The organism is Halobacterium rubrum (genome assembly GCF_021729015.1).
Lineage (GTDB): Archaea > Halobacteriota > Halobacteria > Halobacteriales > Halobacteriaceae > Halobacterium > Halobacterium rubrum.
The window spans coordinates 404,584-427,049 of sequence record NZ_JAJQQZ010000003.1 but is presented as its reverse complement, the minus strand read 5'-3'; the positions used below and the strand labels follow the sequence as shown (position 1 = coordinate 427,049).

Below are 22,466 nucleotides of genomic sequence, written 5' to 3'. Positions count from 1 at the left end.
GTTCACGGGAGCCGAGGTGCAACACCCACCGAATGACCGACCTCGACCCCGAGCTCGCGGCCGTCGTCGGCGACGTCCAGTCGGCCGGCGTCCCCGCCTGGCACAAGCTGTCCGTTCCGAACGCCCGGGCGGTCGAGGACCGCGTGTTCGCGTCCGACGACCCCCGAGAGGTGGCGTTCGTGCGCGACCTCGCCTTCGAGGGGCCACGGGGCGAGGTCCCGGTGCGAGTCTACCACGACGACCCGCCACAGCCCGCCCCACTCGTCGTGTTCTACCACGGCGGCGGCTGGACGCTCGGCACACTCGACTCCGCGGGCGACATCTGCCGGGAGCTCGCCGCGCGCGCAGACTGCGTCGTCGCGTCCGTCGACTACCGGCTGGCACCGGAACACCCGTTCCCGGCGCCCCACGACGATGCCTGGGCTGCGCTGAAGTGGGCCGCCGACACCGGGGACGCGTTCGGCGGCGACCCGAACCGTCTCACCGTCGCGGGGACGAGCGCGGGCGGCAACCTCGCGGCGAGCGTCGCACTCAGGGCCCGCGACCACGACGGCCCCGACGTCGCCCACCAGGCCCTCTTCTACCCGATGACGGACCCGGACACCGACCGGCAGTCCTACGACGAACACGGCGACGGCCCGCTGCTGACCGAACGGGACGTCGAGTGGTTCTGGGCGAACTACTGCCGGAGCCCAGTCGACGCCGCCAACCCCTACGCGGGCGTGCTCCGGGCACCCGACCACGGCGACCTCCCACCGGCGACAGTGGTCACGGCCGGCCACGACCCGCTGCGCGACGAGGGCCGGGCGTACGCAGCAGCGCTGACGGCAGACGGGACGCCGGCGACTCACAGACACTACCCGACGATGGCCCACGGGTTCCTCAGTCTCACCGACGACGTCGACCGCGCCGACAGCGCGATGGACGACGTCGCGGCCGACCTCCGGGGAGCACTCGAGTAGTTAGTTCGAGGACTCGCCGCGGTCGGCCGCGTCCGGTCGCCCGTCCCCGGGAGCGCCGGGCGGCACGTGCATCTCCTCCTCGTCGAACTCGATGGGCGTCTTCTTACCGTCCATCCCGGTCGTCATCAGGAACCGGATGGCCGCACGCACGCTCATGTCGGACTCGTGGAGCTCGCTCTCGGGGATGAGGTTCAGCGCCCCCTGTGTGGGGTTCGGGCTCCCCGGGAAGAAGACGTTGTACGCCGGTTCGCCCGCGACGGACTCGAGGTCGCTGGGGCTCTCGCCGGTCACCAGTCCGAGGCGGTAGACGCCCTTCGTCGGGTACTCGACGTACACGACCGACTCGAAGTCCGACCCCCGCGAAGTCACGGACGTCGCCATGCCGCGGACCGTCCCGTAGATGGTCCGGAAGACGGGCAGGAAGTCGACCACGCGGGCGGTCTTCCCGAAGACGCGGCGGCCGACGCTCCGCTGCGCGAGAGATCCGACGGCGACGACGGCAGCGACCAGCACCACCAGCAACAGGACCTGCGCGAGGAAGACGTTGTTCGCCGTGAACGTCTCGAGGCGCGTCCCGGTGATGACTGGCGTCAGTGTGCCGCTTATCCACCCAGTGATCGTCCGCAACACGAACAGCGTCACGACGAGCGGAGCGACGAGAATCAACCCCGCGACGAAGTTGCTCTTCAGTGTCGTCTTGATTCGCATGCGGGTACCCGGGGCGCGGAGCGCGAAAAAACCCAATCCCGAGCTGCGGTCTGCCAACGGCCGTGCGCAGCGGCCGGTCTCCGATTCCGCCGCGAGCGACGCCCAGAGCCCACCACTCAAGAGGAGTGGCTCCCAACTGTCCCGATTCCGAGGGGTCGCCGTGGTGAGTTGGAACCAACAGTTCGATATAGCAAAATGGAGTTTACATCCACGATATATGGCGTATTGTAGCCAGACGAATACTTGTGGGCTGAGGTAGCAGTCGCCGATCGGGCAAAATCGGGGCCAAGGCCAACACCCCGAATCGCCCCGCCGCTCGACGACAGACACTCGTCGGAAGCCCCGGGCTCGACGCGTTCCGTACCCGACCCACACCTGTTCGTGCTCTTGGAGCCAGTCGCCCAACCAGACGTTCGTGGTTGTTCGATACATCGAGTAGTCCTGTACCCATTCGTGAGGCGGCGTCGGGCGGCGCTCCCGGTTCCGTTACGGTGTTTGTTCGTGTTGCTGGCGTACGAGCCCGAGACAGCGTCGAACGCGGCTGCTCGGCCCGTTAGAGTGTTCGCTGGGTCGCCTAGCCGACGTTTCCACTCGGTGTAACTGTGTCGGCGACTCAGCGGTCTGAACAGCTGCCGGCATCGTCGAGTAGCTCGATACGGTGGTGACAGCGCTTCGATACAGCTGTGTCTGGTTCACCGATACGGTCTTTCCCTTCACCGGCTGGACCCGACATCCATGCGTGGACGTTCCGTGAGGTGACTGGCGTGCAACGAGGCTTGCCGATTGTCCAGCGAAGTCTCCCGAGCCCTGTCAGCGACGGCCCGCGACGACTGCCAGCGTCAGTCACTTGCCGGAGGCTCACGGTCCCGAGCGTCGTTACCTTCGTGGCTTCCCGACGCGTCTGCGGAGAGACTTCGACTCAGATCGAAGGCTTCCGGGGTCGACTGAGGTCGCGCCCGGGCTGTCCCACCGAGACGACCCCACGAAGTCGCAAAGTTATATCGGTGAATCTAGCACTTTCTCTCCAATTTGTTATCTGTCTCTGTGGTACGCTGTAGCCGTAAATCAATTTGCTTGGTACTGCAGTGCGGCGTATGTTGGTGCTAGTGAAATCGATAAACATCCTTATCTCGGTATGGAGAACATTGAAGGCGAAGCGGTGAGTCGTCCCGGGTATGGCCGACGAGGACCGAGTCGTCGTGAAAACGTACGTGCCGTCGGAGCAAAAAGCCACGTGGCGCGAGCACGCCGAGGAACTGGACATGACTCAGAGCGAGTTCCTGCGGACGATGGTACAGGCCGGTCGCAGGGGGTTCCTCGGCGACCCGGAGGAAGGTGGTTCTGGGGACGCTACCCCCGGGGGTAGCGGCCTCGAAGACCGGGTGCTCTCGGTGGTGGATTCGGCGAGTGTCGTGTCGTGGGACGAACTGGTCGCGGAGCTCTCCGGGGACTTCGAAGATCGCCTCGACGACGCGGTGCAGTCGCTGTCGGAGTCCGGCGCCATCCGGTTCGACCCGCGCCGCGAGGGCTACGTGCGGCAGGACGACCAATGAGCGAGCCAGCCCGTGGCTCCCACGAGGGCGACGGCGAGGACGTCGAGGACCCGGTCGGGTACTTCGTGGAGGACATGGCCTACCACGGGAAGTCCGAACGTACCCGGGACGCCTACGAGCGCGTGCTCCGGGAGTTCGAGACGTTCCTCGAGGCGTTCGATACACGCCCGGCTGACGCCGACCGCCGGGACTGCCTGGCGTGGGTCCACGACCTCCGGGGCGACCACGCCGAGAGCACGGTCGCGACGTACGCCTCGTACCTGAACCGGTTCTACAGTTACATGAGTCAGGTCGGCGTCGTCGACGGAAATCCGATGGCGCTGGTCACCCAGGAGATGGACGAAGCCATCGACACGAACCCGACGCGGCGGGAGGTCTCCGTCGACGCCATGCGTGGGTTCGTCGCCGACGTCGACCACCCACTGGAGCGTACAGTGATCGTCGGTTTACTGAAGACCGGGCTGCGTGTCGGCGAACTCTGCAACCTCGACCTCCGGGACGTCAACCTGGACGCCCGCGGCGTCGAGGCCGAGTACGACCTGGGAACCCGGGGACAGCTCGACGGTCACCCGGACACGCTGTACGTCGACCCGGCGATGAGCCGCGGCGAGACGGTCAACGGCGAGCAGCGCACGGCGTCGAACAAGCGCAAGCGCGGGACGCTCGTACCCATCGACGCCGAGCTGAAGGCGGAGCTCGTCCGCTGGCTGGCAATACGGCCGGATACGCTGTCCCCGGCCGAGCCGCTGTTCGTGAGCACTCGGGACGCCTGGGGAGAGCGGCTGACACCCGAGATGGTGCGTGGGGTCGTCCGCGAGCACGCCGAGGCCCGGGGCTGGTACCGCGAGGGCGGGAACGCAGCGGAGAACGTCACGCCGCACTACTTCCGGCACTTCTTCACGACCCACCTCCGGGACCGGACCGGGGACCGCGGCGTCGTGAAGTATCTCCGCGGGGACGTCGCCGACGACATCATCGACACGTACACCCACAACTGGGGTGACAGAGTCCGCGAGGTCTACCTCGACCACGTCTACTCGCTGACGTAGCGTCGCACAGCCCACCCGTAAATCATATACCGCTATACACAATTCGGTCTGCGGGTTTGGGGACAGTGTCCGCTCGCCAGGCTAGAAGAGCCGACAGAAGGACTGAACGGCCGATACTGTGCGGTGGCGGAGTGAGAATCGTGAGTATCAGTGCTCGGCGTCGACGACGCCGCGAGCGAGCAGGTACTCGACCCTGACCGTGTTGTCGGCGAACCACTCGTCGAGCGTGGCGAGCGCGTCGTCCCGGAGCGCAGCCCGGGTCGCGGGGTCGTCGAGTGCGCGGAGTGCTGGGGACAGCGGGCCGGCTTCCTCGGCGAAGTCCCGCCAGAAGTGCTCGGGGGAGACGTACCGGAAGCGGGCGATGCGGCGCTCGAAGGTCAGGTCGCAGGCGTCGGCGAGGCGGTCGCGGACGAAGTCCGTCTCGCCCCAGCGGAGGTGCGCCCACGGGTCGTGGTCCTCGTGCGTGACGTAGTCGTCGAGCACGTCGGTGAGCGCGCCGACGAGCCCGTCAGGCGACCACGCGGTGAACGCCACGCGGCCGCCCGGCTGGGCCACTCGCACCATCTCGCGGCCCGCCTCGACGGCGGCCGGGGAGAACACGTGGCCGAAACTGGACAGCACAACGTCGAAGGCGTCGTCGGGGAACGGCAGCGCTTCGGCGTCGCCCGCGACCCAGTGGACGTCGTCGTAGCCGGCCAGTTCGGTGCTGTTCCGGGCGAGTTCGAGCATCGGTCGGGTGACGTCCACGCCGGTCACGTCGGCGCCGGCGCGGCGAGCCGTGAGCGCGGCGTTCCCGGTGCCACAGCCGACGTCGAGCACGCGGTTCCCGGGGTCGACGCCGCACGCGCTCACCAGGCGAGCGATTGCGGGCAGGAGGTTCGGGGCCAGCGACGGGTAGCGCCCCGCCGACCACGTGTACGTGGACTGCTCTCTGGTGGTCCGCTGGGAGTCGGTCACTGTTGGGGGGACAACTGCCTCGCGGAAGAGCACACCGGTGGGTGGGGTTGCTGCCGGGGCCGACCGGGCCACGGAACGCTTATCCGGGGGACGGACGCCAGTTCGGGTATGGACTTCGGGGAGGCCGTGACCGCGCGACTCGGCGTCGACGTGCGGTCGCTGGCGGCGTTCCGCGTTGGCGTCGCGTCCGTCGTCCTCCTGGACCTGCTGTTGCGGTCGCGGTCACTGACGGCGTTCTACACTGACGCCGGCGTGCTCCCCCGGAGCGTGCTGTTCGCCCAGCAGCCCGTCTTCGGCCCGCTATCGCTGCACGCGCTCTCCGGGGCGGCGTGGTTCCAGGGGTTCCTGTTCGCGCTGACGGCGCTGGCGGCGGTCGCGCTACTGGTCGGCTACCGGAGCACGCTCGCGACGCTGGTCACGGGGCTGCTGGTGGTCTCGCTGCACGTCCGGAACCCGCTGGTGTTGAACGGCGGCGACCTCGTCCTCCAGATGCTGTTCCTGTGGGGGCTGTTCCTGCCGCTCGGCGAGCGGTGGAGCGTCGACGCGCTCCGGGCCGGGAGCCGTCGAGACCGGGTCGTCTCGGTGGCGACGGCGGGCGTCCTCTGCCAGGTCGTCGTCATCTACACGACGAACGCCGTGCTGAAGCTCCGGGGGGAGGCCTGGCTGTCGGGGGAAGCCATCCGGTCCGTGTTCAGCCTCGAGATGTTCGTCGTCGGTCTCGGCCACGTCCTCACCGACTTCCCCGCGTTGCTGGTGGCGTTCGACCGCGTCTGGCTCGCGATGCTCGCCGGCTCGGCCGTCCTCGTCGTCGCGACGGGGTGGCTCCGGGCCCTGCTCGCGGCGGCGTTCGCGTCTATGCACGTCGGCATGGCGGCGACGATGCAGCTCGGAGTGTTCCCGCTGATCGCCGTCGTCGCACTCGTGCCGTTCCTGCCGGCAGACGTCTGGAACGCGCTCACACCCCTGACGGAGCGACTCCGAGCTGGCGGCGAAGGCACAGACTGGCTGACTCGCCTCGGGGAGCAGTTCCCGGCCGTGGCTGGCCCCGCCCTCCCCGACCGGGTTCGGGAGGTCGGTCGGACGGCGGTCACGGTCACACTGGCGGCTTTCCTCGTCGCACAGCTCGCGTACAGCGCTGCGTCTGTGGGATTCCTGCCGGTCCCCGACGCCGGGCCGCTGGACGGCGAGCAGCCAGAGGCCCGCTGGAGCATGTTCGCACCCGAGCCGCTGTCGACGGACCGGTGGCTGAAAGCACCTGCAGGAACTCCCGACGGGGACCGGGTCGACGCGTTCCACGGCGGCGCCTTCGCGTGGGACAAACCACCGGACGTCTCGGCGTCGTACCCGACTGCCCGCTGGCGGAAGTACGTCACAAACGTCGCCGGCGCCGACGAACAGTCCGTCCCCGGCGGGTTCGCGACGTACCTCTGTGACCGCTCGCCGACCGGACGGTCCGCGTCCGTGACGAACGTGTCCGTGTACAGTGTCGAACAGCCGACGCGACTGGACGGCCACGAGCCCGTCCGCCGCGTAAAGCTGGCGACCGCGAACTGCTCGACCTGACGGCGGCGGTCCGCCCGAGTCGGTGAACCCGCCGCGGTGAGAACGCCGGAGCAGCTACTGCGGGGGAATCGCCGTCTCGGCGGGGTCGGCAGTGAGTGCCTCCCGGACCGCCGCGACGTCGCCGCCATCGGTCTCGTGCTGGTTCTCCATGAGGACGGTCTCGCTGGGGAACAGCTGTTCGCCGACGTCGAGGCCGTGCTCGCGGGCAGTCGACCCCGTTACCGTGAGGTAGACGCCGACGCCGGTGTCGGCGATTGCGCCCTCCTCCTCCTCGTCGTGGTCGCCGCTCGGGTACGTGAACCTCAGGCCGTCGGTCACGTCAGTCCCGAGGACGGCTTCGACGAGGCGCTCGTATCGAGGGCTGATGCAGACCGCTCCCTCGTAGGCGTCGAGGAACGCCCGGTCGAGGTCGGGTGCGTCGACGCCATCGCGGCTGGCGGGCGTCGCCAGCAGCGTGTGGAAGACGGTGTCCCCGAGCCCGGAGACGACCCGAACGTCGGTGTCGACGGGGTCGATGCGCTCGTTCACGTCGGCGATGGACGTCAGCGGCTCCGGCCGGAGTTCCACGACCTCCTCGAGGACGAGGTCGGCGCTGTCGAACCCGAGTGCGAACTCGTGGGTGCGCAGCGCCCGGAACGGCTCCTCGCGGCCAACAAGCTCCACGGGGGTGCCGTCGAGGGACAGCGAGAGGGAGTCGAAGACGATGCGCCGGGGTTTGCCGGCGCGGGCGTCCCGCAGGAGCGTGTAGTCGGGCTTCGACGGGTCGGTCGGGTCGCTGTACGCCGCGAGCCGCTCGTAGACGCTGCGGTCCTCGGTCTGCTGGCCCTTCGTGACTGCCTTCTCGTAGCGGAGCGTCGACGCGACGTCGTCGGCGACCTGGGTCGCGTCGGCGAGCGCCGCCACCCGGTCGAGTACGGCTTCGAGCGGCCGTCCCTTCCGCGGGACGGCGACGCGAACCGGCGCAACTGCTGTCATTGTCGAGAACAGCCCGTGCGCGCCGAAAACGGTTGTGATTCCGGTGGTTACGTGCCGAAGACGTCGGAGAGCTGGTCGCGCCACTCGTCGATGTCGTCGACGTGCTCGGAGACGTCTTCGAGGTCGTCCTCGAGGGCGTCGACGTCGTCCTCCACGTCTTCGAGGTCGAGGACGTCCTCCTCGGTATCCGAGAGGCGTTCGTCGAGCGCGTCGACGTCGCCCCGCAGCCGGTCCAGGGACTCCTCGAGGTCGTCGACCGCCCCGAACTTGGACTCGACGTCGTCCACGCGCGCCCAGAGATCGTCGCGGTCCTCGTCGGCGGCGTCGACCGACTCCTCGACGTTCGCGACGTCGTTGTGGACGTCCGCGAGGTCGTTCTCGAGGGAAGCGACGTCGTCCTCCAGGTCGGCCAGCAGGTCCTGTGCCGGCCCGTTCTCGTCGATGAACGCCTCCAGGGCGTCCGTGTACGCCTCGAGCTCCGAGACGCGGGACTGGAGGTGGTCGATCTCGACTTCCGTGGACTGCGAGACGCCGCCCATGGCGTCCTGGATGGTCTCGAGGTCGTCGTCGTCGACCTCGTCGTTCCGGATGGCGTCGGCGAGGGCTGCGGCCACGTCTGTCTCGTCGAGCGCGGCGGCGCCGGCGGCCGGTGTGGCTACGTCGGCGGGGTCGGCCTCGGGCGTCCCGGTGTCCCGGTCGTCGCCGTCGTCGCTGCCGAACTCGGTGACCTCGTCGGCGCCAGCCTCGTCGTCCGACCCGGGGTCATCGTCCGACAGCGGGGAGTCGGCGTCGAGTGCAGTCCCGGCGTCCTCGTCGTCGTCGTCGTCGTGGTCGACGCTGTCGAAGGAGCCGCCGGCACTCGACCGCTCGGTGTCGCCGTCCTCCTCGGCGCCGAGGGGGTCGGCGTCGGACTCCCCGAGCACCTGCTCGTCGTCGCTCGCGTCCCCGCCGAGTGCGGTGCCAGCGTCCCGCTGGTCGGTGCCGTCGGTTTCGTCCTCGTCGTCGGAACCGCTGTCTGTGAGCCCTGCCTCGTCACCGAGAATCTCGGCGTCGTCGGTCACCGTCGAGTCGAGGCCAGCGCCCGCGCCCGCTCCGACCTCGACCTCGGCCTCGACCGGTTCTTCAGCCTGCTCGTCGTCGTCCTCGAGTCCGGGGACGGTGTCGCGTTCGCCGCCCGCGAGCTCCCGAACGACGTCCGTGGACTCCGGCGGGACGACGTCGTCGATGTGCTCCCCGTCGACGTCCACGTCGGGCGCGGAGAGGAACGGCGTCTCGTCCTGTCCGTCCTCCATCCGGACGCCGTACACCGTCGTAAACTCCTCGCCGGCCTCGAGTTCGCGCTCGAATCGCACGACGCCGTCGCCGGTCGCCGTCCAGTTCTCGCTGCCGTACTCGGGGTGGAACCCGATCTGGTCGATGCCGAACTCGTCGGGGATCTCGTCGGTGATGGTCAGTGTCACCTCGGCGTCGCGAGAGGAGGAGACGTCGAACGCGACGGCCGGGACCGGGAAGTCCTCGGCGTTGAAGAACTTGCTGACGGTGACGCCCTCCGTCTCGACGACTGTCTCGTCACTCACGGGAATCACCCTCGCGTGGGTCGTACATACAGTCACCTACGCGGAGAAGCCCTTAAATTGCCCGGCGGTCGACTCCAGCGGCCGTCGCCGCTCGGAGGGAGTGCGGTTACTCGACGTCGACGCGGTCACCGATTTCGACGACGTCGAGTCGCTCGGGATGCTCGAAGCTCCGGGCGTGTTCGTGGAGGGCGGTCGGGTCCGCCGTCATGCCCTTCCACATGTCCCAGTGGGAGGGGAGCAGGCGGTCGACCTGCAGGTCGCGCGCGCACTCGACAATCTGGTTCTCGTCGTTGTACCAGCGCTTGACCGTGGGTTCGCGGGTCTGTTTGTCAGGAATCTGGCCGACAGAGCCGAACGCGAGGATGCCCACGTCGACGTCGTACTCGTCGCCGACACGCTCGAACTCGTCGGTCGGTTTGGTGTCGCCGCCGTGGAACACCGTGCCGGCGTCGTGCTCGAAGACGTACGACACGGGGTGGGTGGCGTCGGGGTCGTGAGCGACCTCGACGTGGACGGTGAACTCGCCGACTTCGAGGGTATCGCCCTCGACCACCTCGCGGTACTGGTCGTCGTCGACGGCGTACCGGTCGTGCCACTCCTCGTCGTCGCGTGCCACGGCGACGGAGTCGTCGGGCGCGTACAGCGGACAGCCCGTCTCGGCGAGGATGGGCGCCTGACTCGGCCCGTGGACGTGGTCGGTGTGTTCGTGTGTGGCGAACACGGCGTCGGCCCCGGTGACGTCTCGCGGGTCGAAGGGTACGGGAATCATCCGGACCGTCCGGGGCGGGTCGCCCGTGCCGAGGTAGGGGTCGACGAACAGCGTCGTCCCCTCACTGCCCTTCAGTACGAAGCCGTTGCAGCCCAGGTACCAGACCGCGACCCCGTCGGGGTCGGCGTCGGCGACGGCGGACGGCAGCCAGTCGCCCCAGTCGGAGTGCACCATGTCCGGCGGTACGGCTGGCCACCCTAAGCTTCCGGGGGTTCGGCCGGGAGACTTAACAGCCACGGGATACTTTCGGCTATGGATGAGCGTCATCGTCGAGTTCTCGGTGTCGTCGCCGCGCATGAACCTCTACGAGGCGACCACCGGGGTCCCCGACGTGACAATCGACGTCGAGTCTGTCGACGTGGCCAACGGTGGCGACGTAAAGACGATGGCGTGGGCGGCCGGCGGCGACCTCGACACTTTCGACGCGGCGTTCCGGGAGGACCCGACGACGACCGACGTGACGCTGCTGGACGACCTCCCCGACCGCCACCTCTACAGCTACCGGACCGCCGACCAGGCAGAAGTCCAGCTGTACACCGAGTGGCTGGACCTCGGGGCGGCACAGCTGAACTGCGAGTGCCAGGACGGCACGTGGTACCTCCGCGTCCGCTTCCCGGACCGGAAAGCACTGACCGACTTCCAGGGCGTCTGCGAGCGCGAGGACGTCGACTTCGAACTACAGAGCATCTACGGAGAATCGGGCGGCTCGGAACCGGAACCACTCACTGACGCCCAGACCGAGGCGCTGAGTGTGGCGCTGGAGGCCGGCTACCTCGACGTCCCGAGGTCGGCCCCGCTGTCGGCCGTCGCCGACGAGCTCGACGTCAGCGAGCAGTCGGCGAGCGAGCGGCTGCGCCGCGCCACGAAGAACCTGGCACTGGACGCTGTGGACGGCAACGGCTGACGGCTGCTCCGAAACCGACCGGGAGAAAACACCTAGTCCTGACAGCAGGCGCCGGACTCGCCCACGAAGTCGACGTCCAGCGGCTCGCTGATCAGGTCGTTCAGTCCCTCGAAACGCGCCTCGAGGGCGTCCTGTGCGTCGAGGTACTCCGCCATCACCGGGTGCTCGTGGAGTCGCTGCTGGGCCTCCTGCACGCGCCGGACGTCCTCCTCGCCGGCGTCCCCCGACTGCCGGGCGAGCATGAACTCCTGGCGGAGCTCCTCGAACTCGTCGATGCGGCTCTGGACCTCGTCGCTGTCCTCGACGGCCTGCTTGCTCTCCACGAACCGCTGGTACTCCGGCAGGTCCGTGATGGCTTCGCCGAGCTGGCGCGCGAGGTCGTCCGCGGCGTGGTCCTCGCTCGGAGCCGCCGGGTCGGTGTCGACGCTCATGCTCCGGGGTTGGCGCTGCGGTCGTTTCAAGCTGCCGGAACCCCCGATAGGCGCCGCTCGTGGGGGAACCGCCGGGGTTAAACGCGCGAATTGACTACACGGGACCAATGAGCAACGAGGAGACCCGTTCGGCCGGAGACCTCCGGAACACGGGGCTGTCGCTGCGCCACGACCGCACCTGGGACTACGAGCTCGACCGCATCGTCGACGAGGTGGAAGCACAGGACGCCGACAAGGTCGGCCTGCAGTTCCCCGAGGGACTGAAGCGCCGCGGCCCGGCTGTCGCCGACGACCTGCGGGAACGACTGGACGACGTCCGCATCCTGCTGTCGGGGCAGCCGTGTTACGGCGCCTGCGACCTCGACACGTACCTGATGCGGCGCACCGACGTGTTCGTGCACTTCGGCCACTCGCCGATGAAGGAGTCCGACTCCATCATCTACGTCCCGCTGTTCTCGAACGTCGACGTCGAGCCCATCATGGAGGAGGCGCTCGACGAACTCGACGAGGACGACGTGGGGCTGGTGACCACCGCCCAGCACATGAACCAGTTCGAGGGGATGCGCACGTGGCTGGAAGAGCGTGGCTTCACCGTGCACACGCGCCGGGGCGACGACCGGCTGACGAACGAGGGGCAGGTACTGGGCTGCAACTACGCCAGCGCGGACATCGACGCCGACCAGGTGCTGTACGTCGGCGGCGGGAAGTTCCACCCGCTCGGGCTCGCGATGGAGCACCCGGACAAGCACGTCGTCATCGCCGACCCGGTGAACAACGCCGTCTCGGTCGCGGACGCCGAACAGTTCCTCAAGGAGCGGTACGCGTCAGTGCACAAGGCGATGGACGCAGAGAAGTGGGGCGTCATCTTCTGCACGAAGATCGGTCAGGGGCGTTTCGACCAGGCCGAGGAGATCGTGGAGAACAACGAGAACGCCTACCTCATCACGATGGACGAGGTGACGCCGGACCGGCTGATGAACTTCGACATGGACGCGTTCGTGAACACTGGCTGTCCGCGCATCACGACCGACGACGGCCCGCAGTTCCACAAGCCGATGTTGACGCCCGGCGAGTACGAGATTGCGGTCGGGAACAAGCCACTGGACGAGCTCTCCTTCGACACCTTCCACGGCACCTGGTAGCCGCCCCGCCGGTTCCCGGGCACGGCCGTCTCGGCTCACGCGAACTCGACGCCGCGGACCTCGAAGCGCGCGCCGCCGGTCTCGCTCTCGACCACCTCGACTGTCCAGCCGTGGGCGGCCACGATCTCCGAGACGATGGTGAGCCCGAAGCCCGTGCCGTCGCGGCTGGTCGTGTACCCGGACTCGAATATCTCCTCGCGCTGGTCGCCGGGAATCCCGGGGCCGTCGTCGGCGACGTAGAACCCGTCATCGAGGTCGCCGACGGTGACGGTGACGTCCGGGCCGGCGTGCTCAACCGCATTCCGGTAGAGGTTCTCGAGGACCTGCAGGAGGCGCGCCCGGTCGGCGAGCACCGTCCGGGACGTCTCGACGCGTAGTGTGGCCCGGGTGGCGTCGACGGGCTCCCAGCAGTCGGTCGCCACGTCCGCCAGGTCGACCGCCTCGAAGTCGGTGACTGTCGAGCCCTCGCGTGCGAGTGTGAGGATGTCCTCGATGAGCGTCCGCATCCGGTCGTGTGCGTCGGCGACCTTCCCGAGTTTGCCCGGGTCGTCGGCCTCGCGGGCCATCTCGAGGTACCCCTCCGCGACGTTCAGGGGGTTCCGGAGGTCGTGGCTGACGATGCTCGCGAACTCCTCGAGGCGGTCGCGCTCGCGGCGGAGTTCGCGCTCGCGGCGCTTGCGTTCGGTGGTGTCCCGGGCGACACCGACCAGCTGTGTGACCTCGCCGTCGACGACCACCGGTGAGACGCTGGCGTTGACGACCGCGTCCCCTGCTGGGAACGACAGCTCCGTCTCGAACGTCGCCGTCTCCTGTGTCTCCAGAATCGACCCGAACAGGCTCTCGACGGCGCCAGCAGTGGCGTCGTCGAACGCCTCCGATGGCGTCTTCCCGCGGAGTTCCGCCTCGGAGACGCCGGTCAACTCCTCCTGGGCGGGGTTCGCGGATTCGAAGACGAACGACGGCGACCCGCCCTCGCCGTCGTCGGCCTCGACCTCGAGCAGGAACAGGGCGTCCTGCGCGTGCTCGAAGACGGTCTCGTAGCCTTCCCTGAGGCGCGCGAGCTCGCGGTCGCGTTCCACGCGGTCGGAGACGTTCCGGCTGAACACGAGGAACTCCCAGTCGCCGGCGGTGTCGAGGCGGGTGAGGTGTGCCTCCGCCGGGAACGTCGACCCGTCGGAGCGCTCGTAGGTGGCCTCGATGCGGCGGAGGTCGTCGTCGCCGGTCTCGTCGCGCATCGCGGCGATGTCCTCCGGGTCGGCGTCTGCGTCGACGTCCCAGACGTTCATCTCGAGCGCCTCCTCTTCGGTGTACCCGAGTTCCTCGCAGAACCGCCGGTTCGCCTCGACGATGGCGCCGTCCTCGTCGTGGACGTTGATCATGTCCGGGGACTGCTCGATCATCGCCTCGAGACGGGCGTGCTGGCGTTCGAGTTTCTGCCGGTGTTCGACCCGCCGCGTGATGTCGGTGATGAATCCCTCGAGGGCTTCGAGGTCGCCGTCGTCGTTCCACACACCGCGGCCGCGCTCCCAGGCGTGTTTCAGGTCGCCGTCGGCGGTCTCGATGCGGTACGTGAGCTCGAACGGCTCGCTGCGGCCGAGTGCGTCCTGGACGGTCTGCCAGGCGGTCTCGCGGTCGTCGGGGTGGATGACTTCCTCGCCCCAGAGCACGCTTCCGGACTCGAACGCCTCGGCGTCGTAGCCGGTGAGTTCCTGGACTTCGCCGTCGACGTACTCCATCGGCCAGCCGGGGTCGTTCAGGCAGCGGTACACCATCCCGGGGAGGTTCCGCAGGAGTGTCTCGAGTCGGCGGTCGTGTTCGCCGAGCGCGCGCTTGGAGCGGTCCCGGTCGACGGCGTTCAGGACGCGGTTGGCGAGCACGGCGTACTGGTCGGTGCCGATGTCCTTCTGGAGGTAGTCCGTGACGCCCGCCGAGATGGCCTCGCTGGCGACGCCCTCGTCGCCCTTCCCGGTGAACAGGACGAACGGCAGGTCGGGGTGGTCCTCCCGGACGGCTTCGAGGAACTCGAGCCCGTCCATCCCCGGCATGTCGTAGTCCGAGACGACGCAGTCGACGTCACTCTCCTCGAGGGCGTCGAGGCCCGCTTCGGCGTGCTGGGCAGTCACCACCTCGATGTCGTGGCGCTCGAGGTGGGTGGTCGCGAGGTCGAGGAACGCCTCGTCGTCGTCGACGTGCAACACGCGGACGGGTCCCTCGACAGTCGCCGACATCGGGCCACGAGACGACATTGATACGCCGGCTACGGACCGGGCGGTCATATAAGCTGTCGCCGTTCCAGCACTTTTGCATTACCACTGTGCATCTGCAAAGGTTTTTGTATTTCTACTGTGTATGCATGAGCAAGATGAGCACGACCCCCGCCACCGGCACCATCGAAGGCTGTCGTCCGACCGACCAGACGCCCGTCGCCGTCGACGCAGACACCATCGCGGACGCCGCCCACGACGACCTCCGGCGCCTCGCCGACGACCTCGCAAGCGAGGGCTGCGTCCCCGCCGAGGTCACCACTGAGGCCTGCTTCGGCGAGGACTGCTCGCTGGCCACCCAGCGCGAGGCCGACCGCCTCCGTGACCTCGTCGACGCCGCCGCCTTCCTCGGGGCCAACCATCTCACCGTCGACGTCTGCGACGTCACCGCCCCGGAGAAGGCCCGCCCCGCGCTCTCGGCCGTCGAGGAGCGCGCCCGCCGCGACGGCGTCACACTCGACGTCCGAGGCCTCGACCTGGACTGACTGACCGGCGACTGCGGACGCAGGATTCTTCGCCGCCCGTCACGTCGACTCGGTCGTGAAGCGCGCGCTCGCCAGACGGCTCGCCGCAGTCGAGGGGTTCCGGGAGCCGGAGCCGGCCCTCGAGCAGTACGCGACGCCGACCGAGCTCGCCGCCCAGCTCGTCGCGCTCGCCGACCTGCAGGACGACCTCGCGGGCCGGACTGTCGCCGACCTCGGCGCCGGGACGGGGATGCTCGCGCTCGCCGCCGCGACCCGCGACCCCGACCGCGTCCTCGCGCTCGAACGCGACCCGGACGCGGTCGCCGTCGGCCGCGAGAACGAGACGCGAGTCGAGCCCGGCGTCGGCGTCGACTGGCTGCTGGCCGACGCCAGACGGCCGCCACTGGCGGCGGTCGACACCGTCGTGATGAACCCGCCGTTCGGCGCGCAGCGCGGCAACGAACACGCCGACCGGGCCTTCCTCGAGACCACCGCCGAGGTCGCCTCGATCTCGTACTCGGTCCACAACGCCGGCAGCAAGGCGTTCGTGGAGTCGTTCGCCGGCGACCGTGGTGGCGCGGTCACGCACGCGTTCGCCGCCGAGTTCCCTGTCGACGCCCAGTTCGACTTCCACACCAGCGAGCGCGCCGTCCTCGACGTGGAAGTGTTCCGAATCGAGTGGTAGCGCGGGCTACTCGTAGGACTCCTCGCTGGCGACGGTCACCGTCGTGTTCTCGTGGCTGGCGAGCAGGCGACTGCCGTTGCGCTCGAACGTCAGCCCGCCCGCCGTCGCCGTCTCGTTCTCGCCGGGGATACCGACTGTCTCGAGGACCGTGTCGTTTCGCACGACGGAGACGCCGAACGCGCCGCCGTCGGCGTCGAGTCTGACCTGTCGGCCGGCCACGACCGGGTCCGCCGTCGCGCTCTCGGACGCGAACGCGTGGCGCCAGTCGCCGTCCGGCGGGTCGAGGTAGACGTTGTAGACGGCGCTCGCGCCGGCGACGTTCCAGCCCTGCCGGGACACCCCGACAGACTCCCGCCAGCCGACGCCGCCGACCGTCACGGTGGTGTCGCCGTAGAACGCCAGTTCGCTCGCGCTCACCTGTTCGGTCCACATGCCGCGGTCCGGGTTGGCGACGACCACCCCGCTGGCGGTGACGTCCGTCGCCTGCTCGAAGTACGGGACGTTCACGGCGGCGACGCGCTCGTTCGTGACGTTCTCGACGTACGCGACCTCGTAGCCGTCGACCTCGACCGGGTCGCCCGGCAGGCCGGCGTCGGAGACGGTCGTGAGGTTCACCGGCACCGCCACCACGCACATCGTGAACACCGGCAGCAGGAGTGCGAGCGACGCAGCCTGCCGACCCGTGAGGTCGCCGAGGAGCGTGCGGTCGTCGGCGCCGGCCACCGCCGCGAGCACGACGGCCAGCACCACCACGAGCAGCAGGCCGCCCGCGCGGAACAGGACGTACTCGGCGGACTGGCCGTACCACCAGACCGCCCACAGCGACATCGAGGTGGCGAGCACGACGGACCCGATCCAGACGCGCGCCGCGTTCGGGCGTTCGTTCCGGCGCGCCAGCAGCGCCGCAGAGAGCACGGCGCCCACGAGGAACCCGAAGAGGTGGCCCTGGACGGCGATGCCCGCCCACCACGGCGGTCCGAACGACGGCGACGCCGACGCGAACGTCACGGGGTCGCCGAGGGTCCGCCACAGCACCGAGATGACGTCCCGGCCGGTGACGGCGACCACCGTCGCCAGCGGGTACTTGACGAGCGCGAACCCCGCGAACGCGAACACGACGCCCGAGAACCCGATGGTTGCGCCCCACGAGAACACCCCGGTGAGCTGTGCGACGATTAACACGCCGACCGGGAACAGGACGAACGCCCGGACGTAGGGGTTCGACCGCCACGACCCGAACGAGGACGCGCCGCGCTCGGTCGGGTAGTGGGAGAAGGCGTACTCGGCCAGCGGCGCGAGCGCGAGCGTCCCGATGAGGTTCCCGGTCACGTGGCCGAGGCCGGCGTGCGCGAGCGGGGACGCCAGCACGCCCAGCGGGTAGAAGTACGACCACGAGACGAACGGCACCACCAGCAGCCGGCCGTCTCGGCCGAACTGCACGAACAGGTAGAACGCGAGCACGACGGCGACGACGACCAGCGTTCCCCAGGGGACGCCGAACAGCAGCCGCGACCGGACCGCCCGCAGTGCCTCGCGGCCGTCGCCGCGAGTGAAGACGGCGACGCCGGTGGCGACGAGGAGGACGACGGCGGCGTTGGCGACGGCGCGCCACGGCCCCAGCGACCCGATGGCTGTTGCGGCCGCGAACCCGGCGAGTAATCCGACGACGGCGCCTGCACTCACCCACCGCAGCCGGCGGAGGCGGGGGACGCCGACAGCGAGGAGGACGGCGGCCAGCGTCGTGGCCGCGACGACGGCGACCGGCGGCACGTGCATACCACACGTCTGCGAACCACGGGACAATAAACCAGCGGCACGGGAGCGGGTCGCCGCGACCGGGGCCCGGTCGGGGGTTCGAAACGTTGAAACGCCGGACGGGCGAATTCGTCCCTATGGATCTGCGGGTCATCGAGAAGGGCGACGAGGAGCTGACCATCGAGGTCGCTGGCGAGAACCACACGTTCATGAACGTGCTGAAGGGCGCGCTGCTGGAGACCGAAGGGGTCGCCGCGGCGTCCTACGACATGAACCCCGAGCAGTCCGGTGGCCAGACGGAGCCCCTGCTCACCATCAAGACCGAGGAGGGAACGGACCCACTGGACGCGCTGCAGGACGCGGCGGGTCGAACGGGCGACGAACTGCGGGACTTCGCGGACGCGTTCGAGGCCGCGGTCTAGCCGAGCTGGACCTCGAGGGCGAACTCGCGGCCGCCGAAGTCGAAGCCCTCGAGGGACGTCTGTTCTGCGAGTGCCGTCACGTGTTCGCGGACGTTCTGCCGGCGGTCAGACCGGGTGCGTACGCGCACGCTGTCGACGCCGGGCCCGAAGAACGCCAGCCCGTTCTGGAGCTCGGGGAGCCCGAGGATGTCGGTGCGAGTGAGCGACGCCGTCTGGCCGTCGGTCTCGGAGACGACGAGGTGGACCGGCGTGACGCCGCCGGACGCGCCCGAGAGGTCGACGAACCGCGCAGTGTTGCACTCGACCGCCTCCACCACTGACCGACCGGGGTCGACGGGGCCGTCGGCGGGACAGGAGCTGGGTTGCTGGTCCTCCCCACCGGGCCCACTGCGGTATGACATACTTCCCTAGTTCACGCTTCGGACCATAAGTCATTCGACGGTAAAACGTCACTCACGCGGGTTAAACGCCGTTTAACCGAAGATTTCCCCGATAGGCCCTGGTCGTGCTACGACCGGATGGGGTAGCCCTGCTCGGAGAGGGCGGCTTTCGTCTCCTCGATGGTGTAGTCGCCGAAGTGGAAGATTGACGCCGCGAGCGCCGCGTCGGCGCCGGCGTCGTAGGCCTCGCCCATGTCGTCGGGGCTGCCACAGCCGGACGACGCGATGACGGGCGTGGAGACGTTCTCGCAGACGGCCGCCGTCAGCGGGAGGTCGTAGCCCTCCTGCGTGCCGTCGGCGTCGATGGAGTTCACGAACAGTTCGCCGGCGCCGCGCCGTTCGGCTTCCCGGACCCACTCGACGACGTCGAGTCCGGTTCCCTCGCGGCCGCCTTTCACCGTGCACTCGAACCAGCAGGACTCCCCGTCGACCTGCTCGTAGTGTTCGCCCTGCTCGTCGAAGCGCCGTTTCGCGTCGACGCTGATGACGATGCACTGGCTGCCGAACGCCTTCGCGCCCCGGTTCACGAGGCTCGGTTCGGCGATGGCGCCGGAGTTGATGGAGACCTTGTCAGCGCCGGCCCGCAGCGTCTCCTTGATGTCCCCGGTGTCCCGGATGCCGCCGCCGACCGTCAGCGGGATGAACACCTCGTCGGCGACCGCCGAGACGGTGTCGAGCATCGTCTCTCGGCCCTCCGCGCTCGCCGTGATGTCGAGGAAGACGAACTCGTCGGCGCCCGCCTCGTTGTATCGCTTGGCCATCTCGACTGGGTCGCCCGTGTACTCGAGGTCCTCGAAGTTCACGCCGGTGTAGACGGCCGCGTTCCCGTCGTCGTCGAGGTCGACGTCGATGCAGGGGATGACGCGCTTGGTGAGAGTCATCGGTCAGTTACGGCAGGGTACGCCCGACGCCGAGAAAAGGAGTCCGGTTGCCTCACTCGGCAGACGGCCTGTGCTGTCTCGCCGGCCGTATCTCGAAACGTTCACGTTCGTTTGCCGACGATTCGGCGCTATGACGTACGTCGTCGCGTTCGACAACTCGCCGCTCGCGCGGCGGGCACTACACTGTGCCGTCGAGTACGCCGAGGCCGTCGACCAGGCGGTCGTCGCCGTCACCGCCATCCAGCGCGACCCGTCGCTGGCTCGCGAGCGAGGCTGGATCGACGGCGACGAGACGTTCGACGTCGAGACGGCGGCCCGGAACCTCACCGAGGCTGTCACCGACGTCGACCCGGACGCCGGCTTCGAGTACCGGGTCGTCGACGCCTACGCGCCCCGGGGCCGCGTGAGCCGAACCGTCCGCGAACTGGCTGTCGACGTCGGTGCAGACGTCGTGTTCGTCGGCAGCGACAACGCCGGCCGCATCGTCGGCGGGCTCGCGTCGGTCGGGCAGACCGTCTCCGCCGACGACCGCTACGACGTCCACATCGTCCGCCACGACGACGCGCGCGGCGACTGACGGGCTTCGATACTGCCAAGTGCGGGGCCCGAGAATGCTCGCGTATGTCTGGCGACCACGGCGACGACGACGGCGACGAGGGACGCGTCACCTCACCAATGCAGGAGTTCTCGATGGGGCAGGTCACCACCGGCTTCGTCGTGCTCCTCGTCGGGCTCGCGGTGGCGTACGGCGTCCCGGTGCTGGTCTGAACGCGACGCGACGCCGATTCGTTCTCTTCTAGAACAACTGCGAGCGCGGGAAGTCCCAGTAGCTGCTGGAGCCGCTCGTCAGTCCAGTTCGCGTTCCAGGACGGCGCGGTGCTCCCGAATCGCCTCGATATCGCGGGTCACGGTCTCACCGTCGACCGACACCGACAGCGCGCCGTCGTCGGTCGTCGTCCCGAGGTCGACGACCGGCGCGTCGACGGCCTCCCGGAGTGCGTCCGCGTCGGTCGTCTCCACGACCGCTCGGCCCGGACACTCCGAGAACAGCTCCGGGAGTCCCGGAGCTTCTACGTCCAGGCCCGCCTCCTCGGTCACCATCTCGGCGAGCGCGACCGCGAGGCCGCCGTCGCTGACGTCGTGGACGGCCAGCGTGGCGTCGTGGCGGGCGGTATTCCGGACTGCCTCGACGCCAGAGTCGTCGACGGCGGGGAACTGGTCGCTGCCGCCGAGCTCCTGAAGGTAGACCGAACCGCCGAGGCCGTCGGCGTGCCCGCCGACGAGCACGAGGTCGTTCTCGTCGCCGTCGAGGGCGGTGCCGGGGGCGTCGTAGCCCTCGCGGTAGCCCAGCAGGGCGAGCGTCGGCGTCGGCGGCACGGGGCCGGCGGCGGAGTCGTTGTAGAGGCTGACGTTCCCGCCGACGACCGGCGCGTCGATGGCCCGGCAGCCGTCCGCGAGTCCGTCGACCATCGCCGCGAAGCCGCCGTAGACGTCGTGCTTCTCCGGGTTCCCGCCGTTCAGGCAGTCGACAGCCGCGAGTGGTTCGGCGCCGGTCGCAGCGAGGTTCGTCGCGTTCTCGACGGCCGTCGCGTAGGCGCCCTCGTAGGGCGCGCAGTCCGTCCAGCCCGGGTTCGCGCCGGCGGAGAGCGCGATGGCAGTTTCGGAACCTGTTTGGTGGAGCGCGAGCCCGGCGGCGTCCTCGCCGGGTCGCTGGACCGTGCGGGTGCCGACCTCGTGGTCGTACTGTCGGTACACCCACTCCTTGCTCGCCGCGTTCGGACTGGACAGGACGGCGTCGACGGCGGTTTCGAGGGTCGGGCTCGGAAGCTCGGTGTCGGGCTGGGTCGGCTCCTCGGTCGGCAGGTCGTTCATCGGCGCGCCGTCGGCGAGGAACTCGGCCGGCGCGTCGACGACCGTCTCGCCGTCGAACTCGCAGACGTAGTTGCCCTCGGTCACCTCGCCGATGACCGAGCAGCCGAGGTCGAAGCGCTCGGCGACCTCGCGGACGGCGTCGACGTCGCCGGGCGCGACCTCGTAACACATGCGCTCCTGTGACTCCGCGAGCAGAATCTCGAGGGCGTTCATGTTCGGCTCGCGCTGGTGGACGGCGTCGAGGTCGATGCGGGCGCCGAGCCCGCCCTGCGCGACCATCTCGGAGGACGCCCCGCCGAGCCCGGCCGCACCGAGGTCGCGGGCGGCGAGGACGAGGTCGCGGTCGACCAGCGTCTCGCTGGCCTCGATGAGCAGCTTCTCGGTGTATGGGTCGCCGACCTGGACAGCCGGCCGGTCCTCGGTCTCGGCGTCCTCTGCGAGGTCCTCGCTGGCGAAGCTCGCGCCGCCGAGGCCGTCCCGGCCGGTCGCGTTCCCGACGAGCACGAGCTTGTTGCCCGGCTCCTTCGCGGCTGCGGTGACGAGGCGGTCCTCGGTGAGCAGCCCCACGCAGGCGACGTTCACGAGCGGGTTCCCCTCGTAGCCCTCGTGGAACTGCGTCGAGCCGGCGACCGTCGGGACGCCGATGGCGTTCCCGTAGTCGCCGATGCCCTCCACGACGCCCTCGAGGAGGTACCGGGAGTGCTCGCGGTCGAACTCCCCGAAGTACAGCGAGTCAGCGAGCGCGATGGGGTACGCCCCCATCGAGAGCGTGTCCCGAACGATGCCGCCGACCCCGGTGGCGGCGCCGTCGTAGGGGTCGACGTAGCTCGGGTGGTTGTGGCTCTCCACGCCGAACGTCAGCAACTGGTCCGTTCCCGGGACGCGGACGACGGCGGCGTCGTCGCCCGGTCCGACGACCACGTCCTCGCTCTCGCTGTCGAAGGCGGACAGCAGCGGGCGCGAGGAGCGGTACGCGCAGTGTTCGCTCCAGAGGTTCTCGAACAGCGCGGCCTCCGCCGGCGTCGGGTCGCGGCCGAGTTCGTCCACGACCAGTTCTCGGTCCGAGTCGGCGAGTGGCATTCATCTTCTTGGT

At 69.2% G+C, this 22,466-nt stretch carries 22 protein-coding genes; 11 read left to right on the top strand and 11 right to left on the bottom strand.

Translation table 11 applies throughout. The annotated features are described in order from the left end of the window. Positions 1-32: 32 nt before the first annotated feature. Positions 33-962: a LipP1 family hormone-sensitive lipase gene (lipP1, locus tag LT971_RS13600; RefSeq protein ID WP_237007485.1), complete on the top strand. Its 930-nt coding sequence runs from the start codon at positions 33-35 to the stop codon at positions 960-962. Here the strand turns inward: lipP1 and LT971_RS13595 are convergent, their stop codons facing one another. After that, positions 963-1,670 (bottom strand): DUF502 domain-containing protein, encoded by a 708-nt coding sequence (locus LT971_RS13595; protein WP_237007484.1) that lies wholly within the window; start codon positions 1,668-1,670, stop codon positions 963-965. Between the two features lie 1,175 nt (positions 1,671-2,845). Here LT971_RS13595 and LT971_RS13590 point away from each other — a divergent pair. Both LT971_RS13590 and LT971_RS13585 read left to right on the top strand, forming a co-directional pair. Then, on the top strand, positions 2,846-3,223 hold the full coding sequence (locus tag LT971_RS13590) for a DUF5805 domain-containing protein (RefSeq protein ID WP_237007483.1): 378 nt from the start codon (positions 2,846-2,848) through the stop codon (positions 3,221-3,223). Next, positions 3,220-4,272, top strand: coding sequence for a tyrosine-type recombinase/integrase (locus LT971_RS13585; RefSeq protein ID WP_237007482.1), 1,053 nt, complete (start codon positions 3,220-3,222; stop codon positions 4,270-4,272). Before LT971_RS13590 ends, LT971_RS13585 begins: the two co-directional genes overlap by 4 nt. 147 nt (positions 4,273-4,419) lie before the next feature. On the opposite strand, the gene LT971_RS13580 is transcribed toward LT971_RS13585, so the two are convergent. Further along, positions 4,420-5,229 (bottom strand): class I SAM-dependent methyltransferase, encoded by an 810-nt coding sequence (locus LT971_RS13580; protein ID WP_237007481.1) that lies wholly within the window; start codon positions 5,227-5,229, stop codon positions 4,420-4,422. A gap of 108 nt (positions 5,230-5,337) precedes the next feature. On the opposite strand from LT971_RS13580, the gene LT971_RS13575 reads away from it, so the two are divergent. Continuing rightward, positions 5,338-6,792 (top strand): HTTM domain-containing protein, encoded by a 1,455-nt coding sequence (locus tag LT971_RS13575; RefSeq protein WP_237007480.1) that lies wholly within the window; start codon positions 5,338-5,340, stop codon positions 6,790-6,792. Between the two features lie 54 nt (positions 6,793-6,846). Here the strand turns inward: LT971_RS13575 and LT971_RS13570 are convergent, their stop codons facing one another. The 3 genes from LT971_RS13570 to LT971_RS13560 all read right to left on the bottom strand — a co-directional run bounded on the left by LT971_RS13570 (position 6,847) and on the right by LT971_RS13560 (position 10,287). Further along, the gene (locus LT971_RS13570; protein ID WP_237007479.1) at positions 6,847-7,767 is read right to left on the bottom strand and encodes a phosphoribosyltransferase HisG-related protein; all 921 of its coding nucleotides are present in this window, start codon (positions 7,765-7,767) and stop codon (positions 6,847-6,849) included. Positions 7,768-7,814: 47 nt separating this feature from the next. Next, positions 7,815-9,344, bottom strand: a complete 1,530-nt coding sequence (locus LT971_RS13565) for a hypothetical protein (RefSeq protein WP_237007478.1) — start codon at positions 9,342-9,344, stop codon at positions 7,815-7,817. A 106-nt stretch (positions 9,345-9,450) separates the two neighbouring features. Further along, positions 9,451-10,287 (bottom strand): MBL fold metallo-hydrolase, encoded by an 837-nt coding sequence (locus LT971_RS13560; RefSeq protein WP_237007477.1) that lies wholly within the window; start codon positions 10,285-10,287, stop codon positions 9,451-9,453. An 82-nt stretch (positions 10,288-10,369) separates the two neighbouring features. Here LT971_RS13560 and LT971_RS13555 point away from each other — a divergent pair, with 82 nt between their 5' ends. Beyond that, positions 10,370-11,017 carry a helix-turn-helix domain-containing protein gene (locus LT971_RS13555; RefSeq protein ID WP_237007476.1) on the top strand — a complete coding sequence of 216 codons (648 nt, stop codon included), beginning with the start codon at positions 10,370-10,372 and terminating at the stop codon, positions 11,015-11,017. 32 nt (positions 11,018-11,049) lie between these two features. Here the strand turns inward: LT971_RS13555 and LT971_RS13550 are convergent, their stop codons facing one another. Beyond that, positions 11,050-11,448 (bottom strand): YlbF/YmcA family competence regulator, encoded by a 399-nt coding sequence (locus LT971_RS13550; RefSeq protein WP_237007475.1) that lies wholly within the window; start codon positions 11,446-11,448, stop codon positions 11,050-11,052. A 107-nt stretch (positions 11,449-11,555) separates the two neighbouring features. Here LT971_RS13550 and dph2 point away from each other — a divergent pair, with 107 nt between their 5' ends. Next, positions 11,556-12,590 carry a diphthamide biosynthesis enzyme Dph2 gene (gene dph2, locus LT971_RS13545; RefSeq protein ID WP_237007474.1) on the top strand — a complete coding sequence of 345 codons (1,035 nt, stop codon included), beginning with the start codon at positions 11,556-11,558 and terminating at the stop codon, positions 12,588-12,590. 35 nt (positions 12,591-12,625) lie between these two features. On the opposite strand, the gene LT971_RS13540 is transcribed toward dph2, so the two are convergent. Continuing rightward, on the bottom strand, positions 12,626-14,836 hold the full coding sequence (locus LT971_RS13540; protein WP_237007473.1) for a PAS domain S-box protein: 2,211 nt from the start codon (positions 14,834-14,836) through the stop codon (positions 12,626-12,628). Between the two features lie 116 nt (positions 14,837-14,952). Here LT971_RS13540 and LT971_RS13535 point away from each other — a divergent pair, with 116 nt between their 5' ends. Together LT971_RS13535 and LT971_RS13530 are read left to right on the top strand one after the other, a co-directional pair. Continuing rightward, positions 14,953-15,339, top strand: a complete 387-nt coding sequence (locus tag LT971_RS13535; protein ID WP_237007472.1) for a DUF7961 family protein — start codon at positions 14,953-14,955, stop codon at positions 15,337-15,339. A 55-nt stretch (positions 15,340-15,394) separates the two neighbouring features. Continuing rightward, positions 15,395-16,003: an METTL5 family protein gene (locus LT971_RS13530; RefSeq protein WP_237007471.1), complete on the top strand. Its 609-nt coding sequence runs from the start codon at positions 15,395-15,397 to the stop codon at positions 16,001-16,003. A gap of 6 nt (positions 16,004-16,009) precedes the next feature. On the opposite strand, the gene LT971_RS13525 is transcribed toward LT971_RS13530, so the two are convergent. Next, complete coding sequence (locus LT971_RS13525; protein WP_237007470.1) at positions 16,010-17,779, bottom strand: rhomboid family intramembrane serine protease; 1,770 nt, start codon at positions 17,777-17,779, stop codon at positions 16,010-16,012. Between the two features lie 116 nt (positions 17,780-17,895). Here LT971_RS13525 and LT971_RS13520 point away from each other — a divergent pair, with 116 nt between their 5' ends. After that, positions 17,896-18,180 carry a DNA-directed RNA polymerase subunit L gene (locus LT971_RS13520; protein WP_237007469.1) on the top strand — a complete coding sequence of 95 codons (285 nt, stop codon included), beginning with the start codon at positions 17,896-17,898 and terminating at the stop codon, positions 18,178-18,180. On the opposite strand, the gene LT971_RS13515 is transcribed toward LT971_RS13520, so the two are convergent. Both LT971_RS13515 and hisF read right to left on the bottom strand, forming a co-directional pair. Further along, the gene (locus tag LT971_RS13515) at positions 18,177-18,581 is read right to left on the bottom strand and encodes a hypothetical protein (protein ID WP_237007468.1); all 405 of its coding nucleotides are present in this window, start codon (positions 18,579-18,581) and stop codon (positions 18,177-18,179) included. The genes LT971_RS13520 and LT971_RS13515 overlap by 4 nt on opposite strands. A gap of 107 nt (positions 18,582-18,688) precedes the next feature. Next, on the bottom strand, positions 18,689-19,501 hold the full coding sequence (gene hisF, locus LT971_RS13510) for an imidazole glycerol phosphate synthase subunit HisF (RefSeq protein WP_237007467.1): 813 nt from the start codon (positions 19,499-19,501) through the stop codon (positions 18,689-18,691). A 130-nt stretch (positions 19,502-19,631) separates the two neighbouring features. On the opposite strand from hisF, the gene LT971_RS13505 reads away from it, so the two are divergent. Both LT971_RS13505 and LT971_RS13500 read left to right on the top strand, forming a co-directional pair. After that, complete coding sequence (locus LT971_RS13505; RefSeq protein WP_237007466.1) at positions 19,632-20,078, top strand: universal stress protein; 447 nt, start codon at positions 19,632-19,634, stop codon at positions 20,076-20,078. Positions 20,079-20,122: 44 nt separating this feature from the next. Further along, positions 20,123-20,269: a DUF7550 family protein gene (locus LT971_RS13500; protein WP_237007465.1), complete on the top strand. Its 147-nt coding sequence runs from the start codon at positions 20,123-20,125 to the stop codon at positions 20,267-20,269. A gap of 78 nt (positions 20,270-20,347) precedes the next feature. Here the strand turns inward: LT971_RS13500 and purL are convergent, their stop codons facing one another. Continuing rightward, positions 20,348-22,453, bottom strand: coding sequence for a phosphoribosylformylglycinamidine synthase subunit PurL (gene purL / locus LT971_RS13495; protein WP_237007464.1), 2,106 nt, complete (start codon positions 22,451-22,453; stop codon positions 20,348-20,350). Positions 22,454-22,466 lie beyond the last annotated feature (13 nt).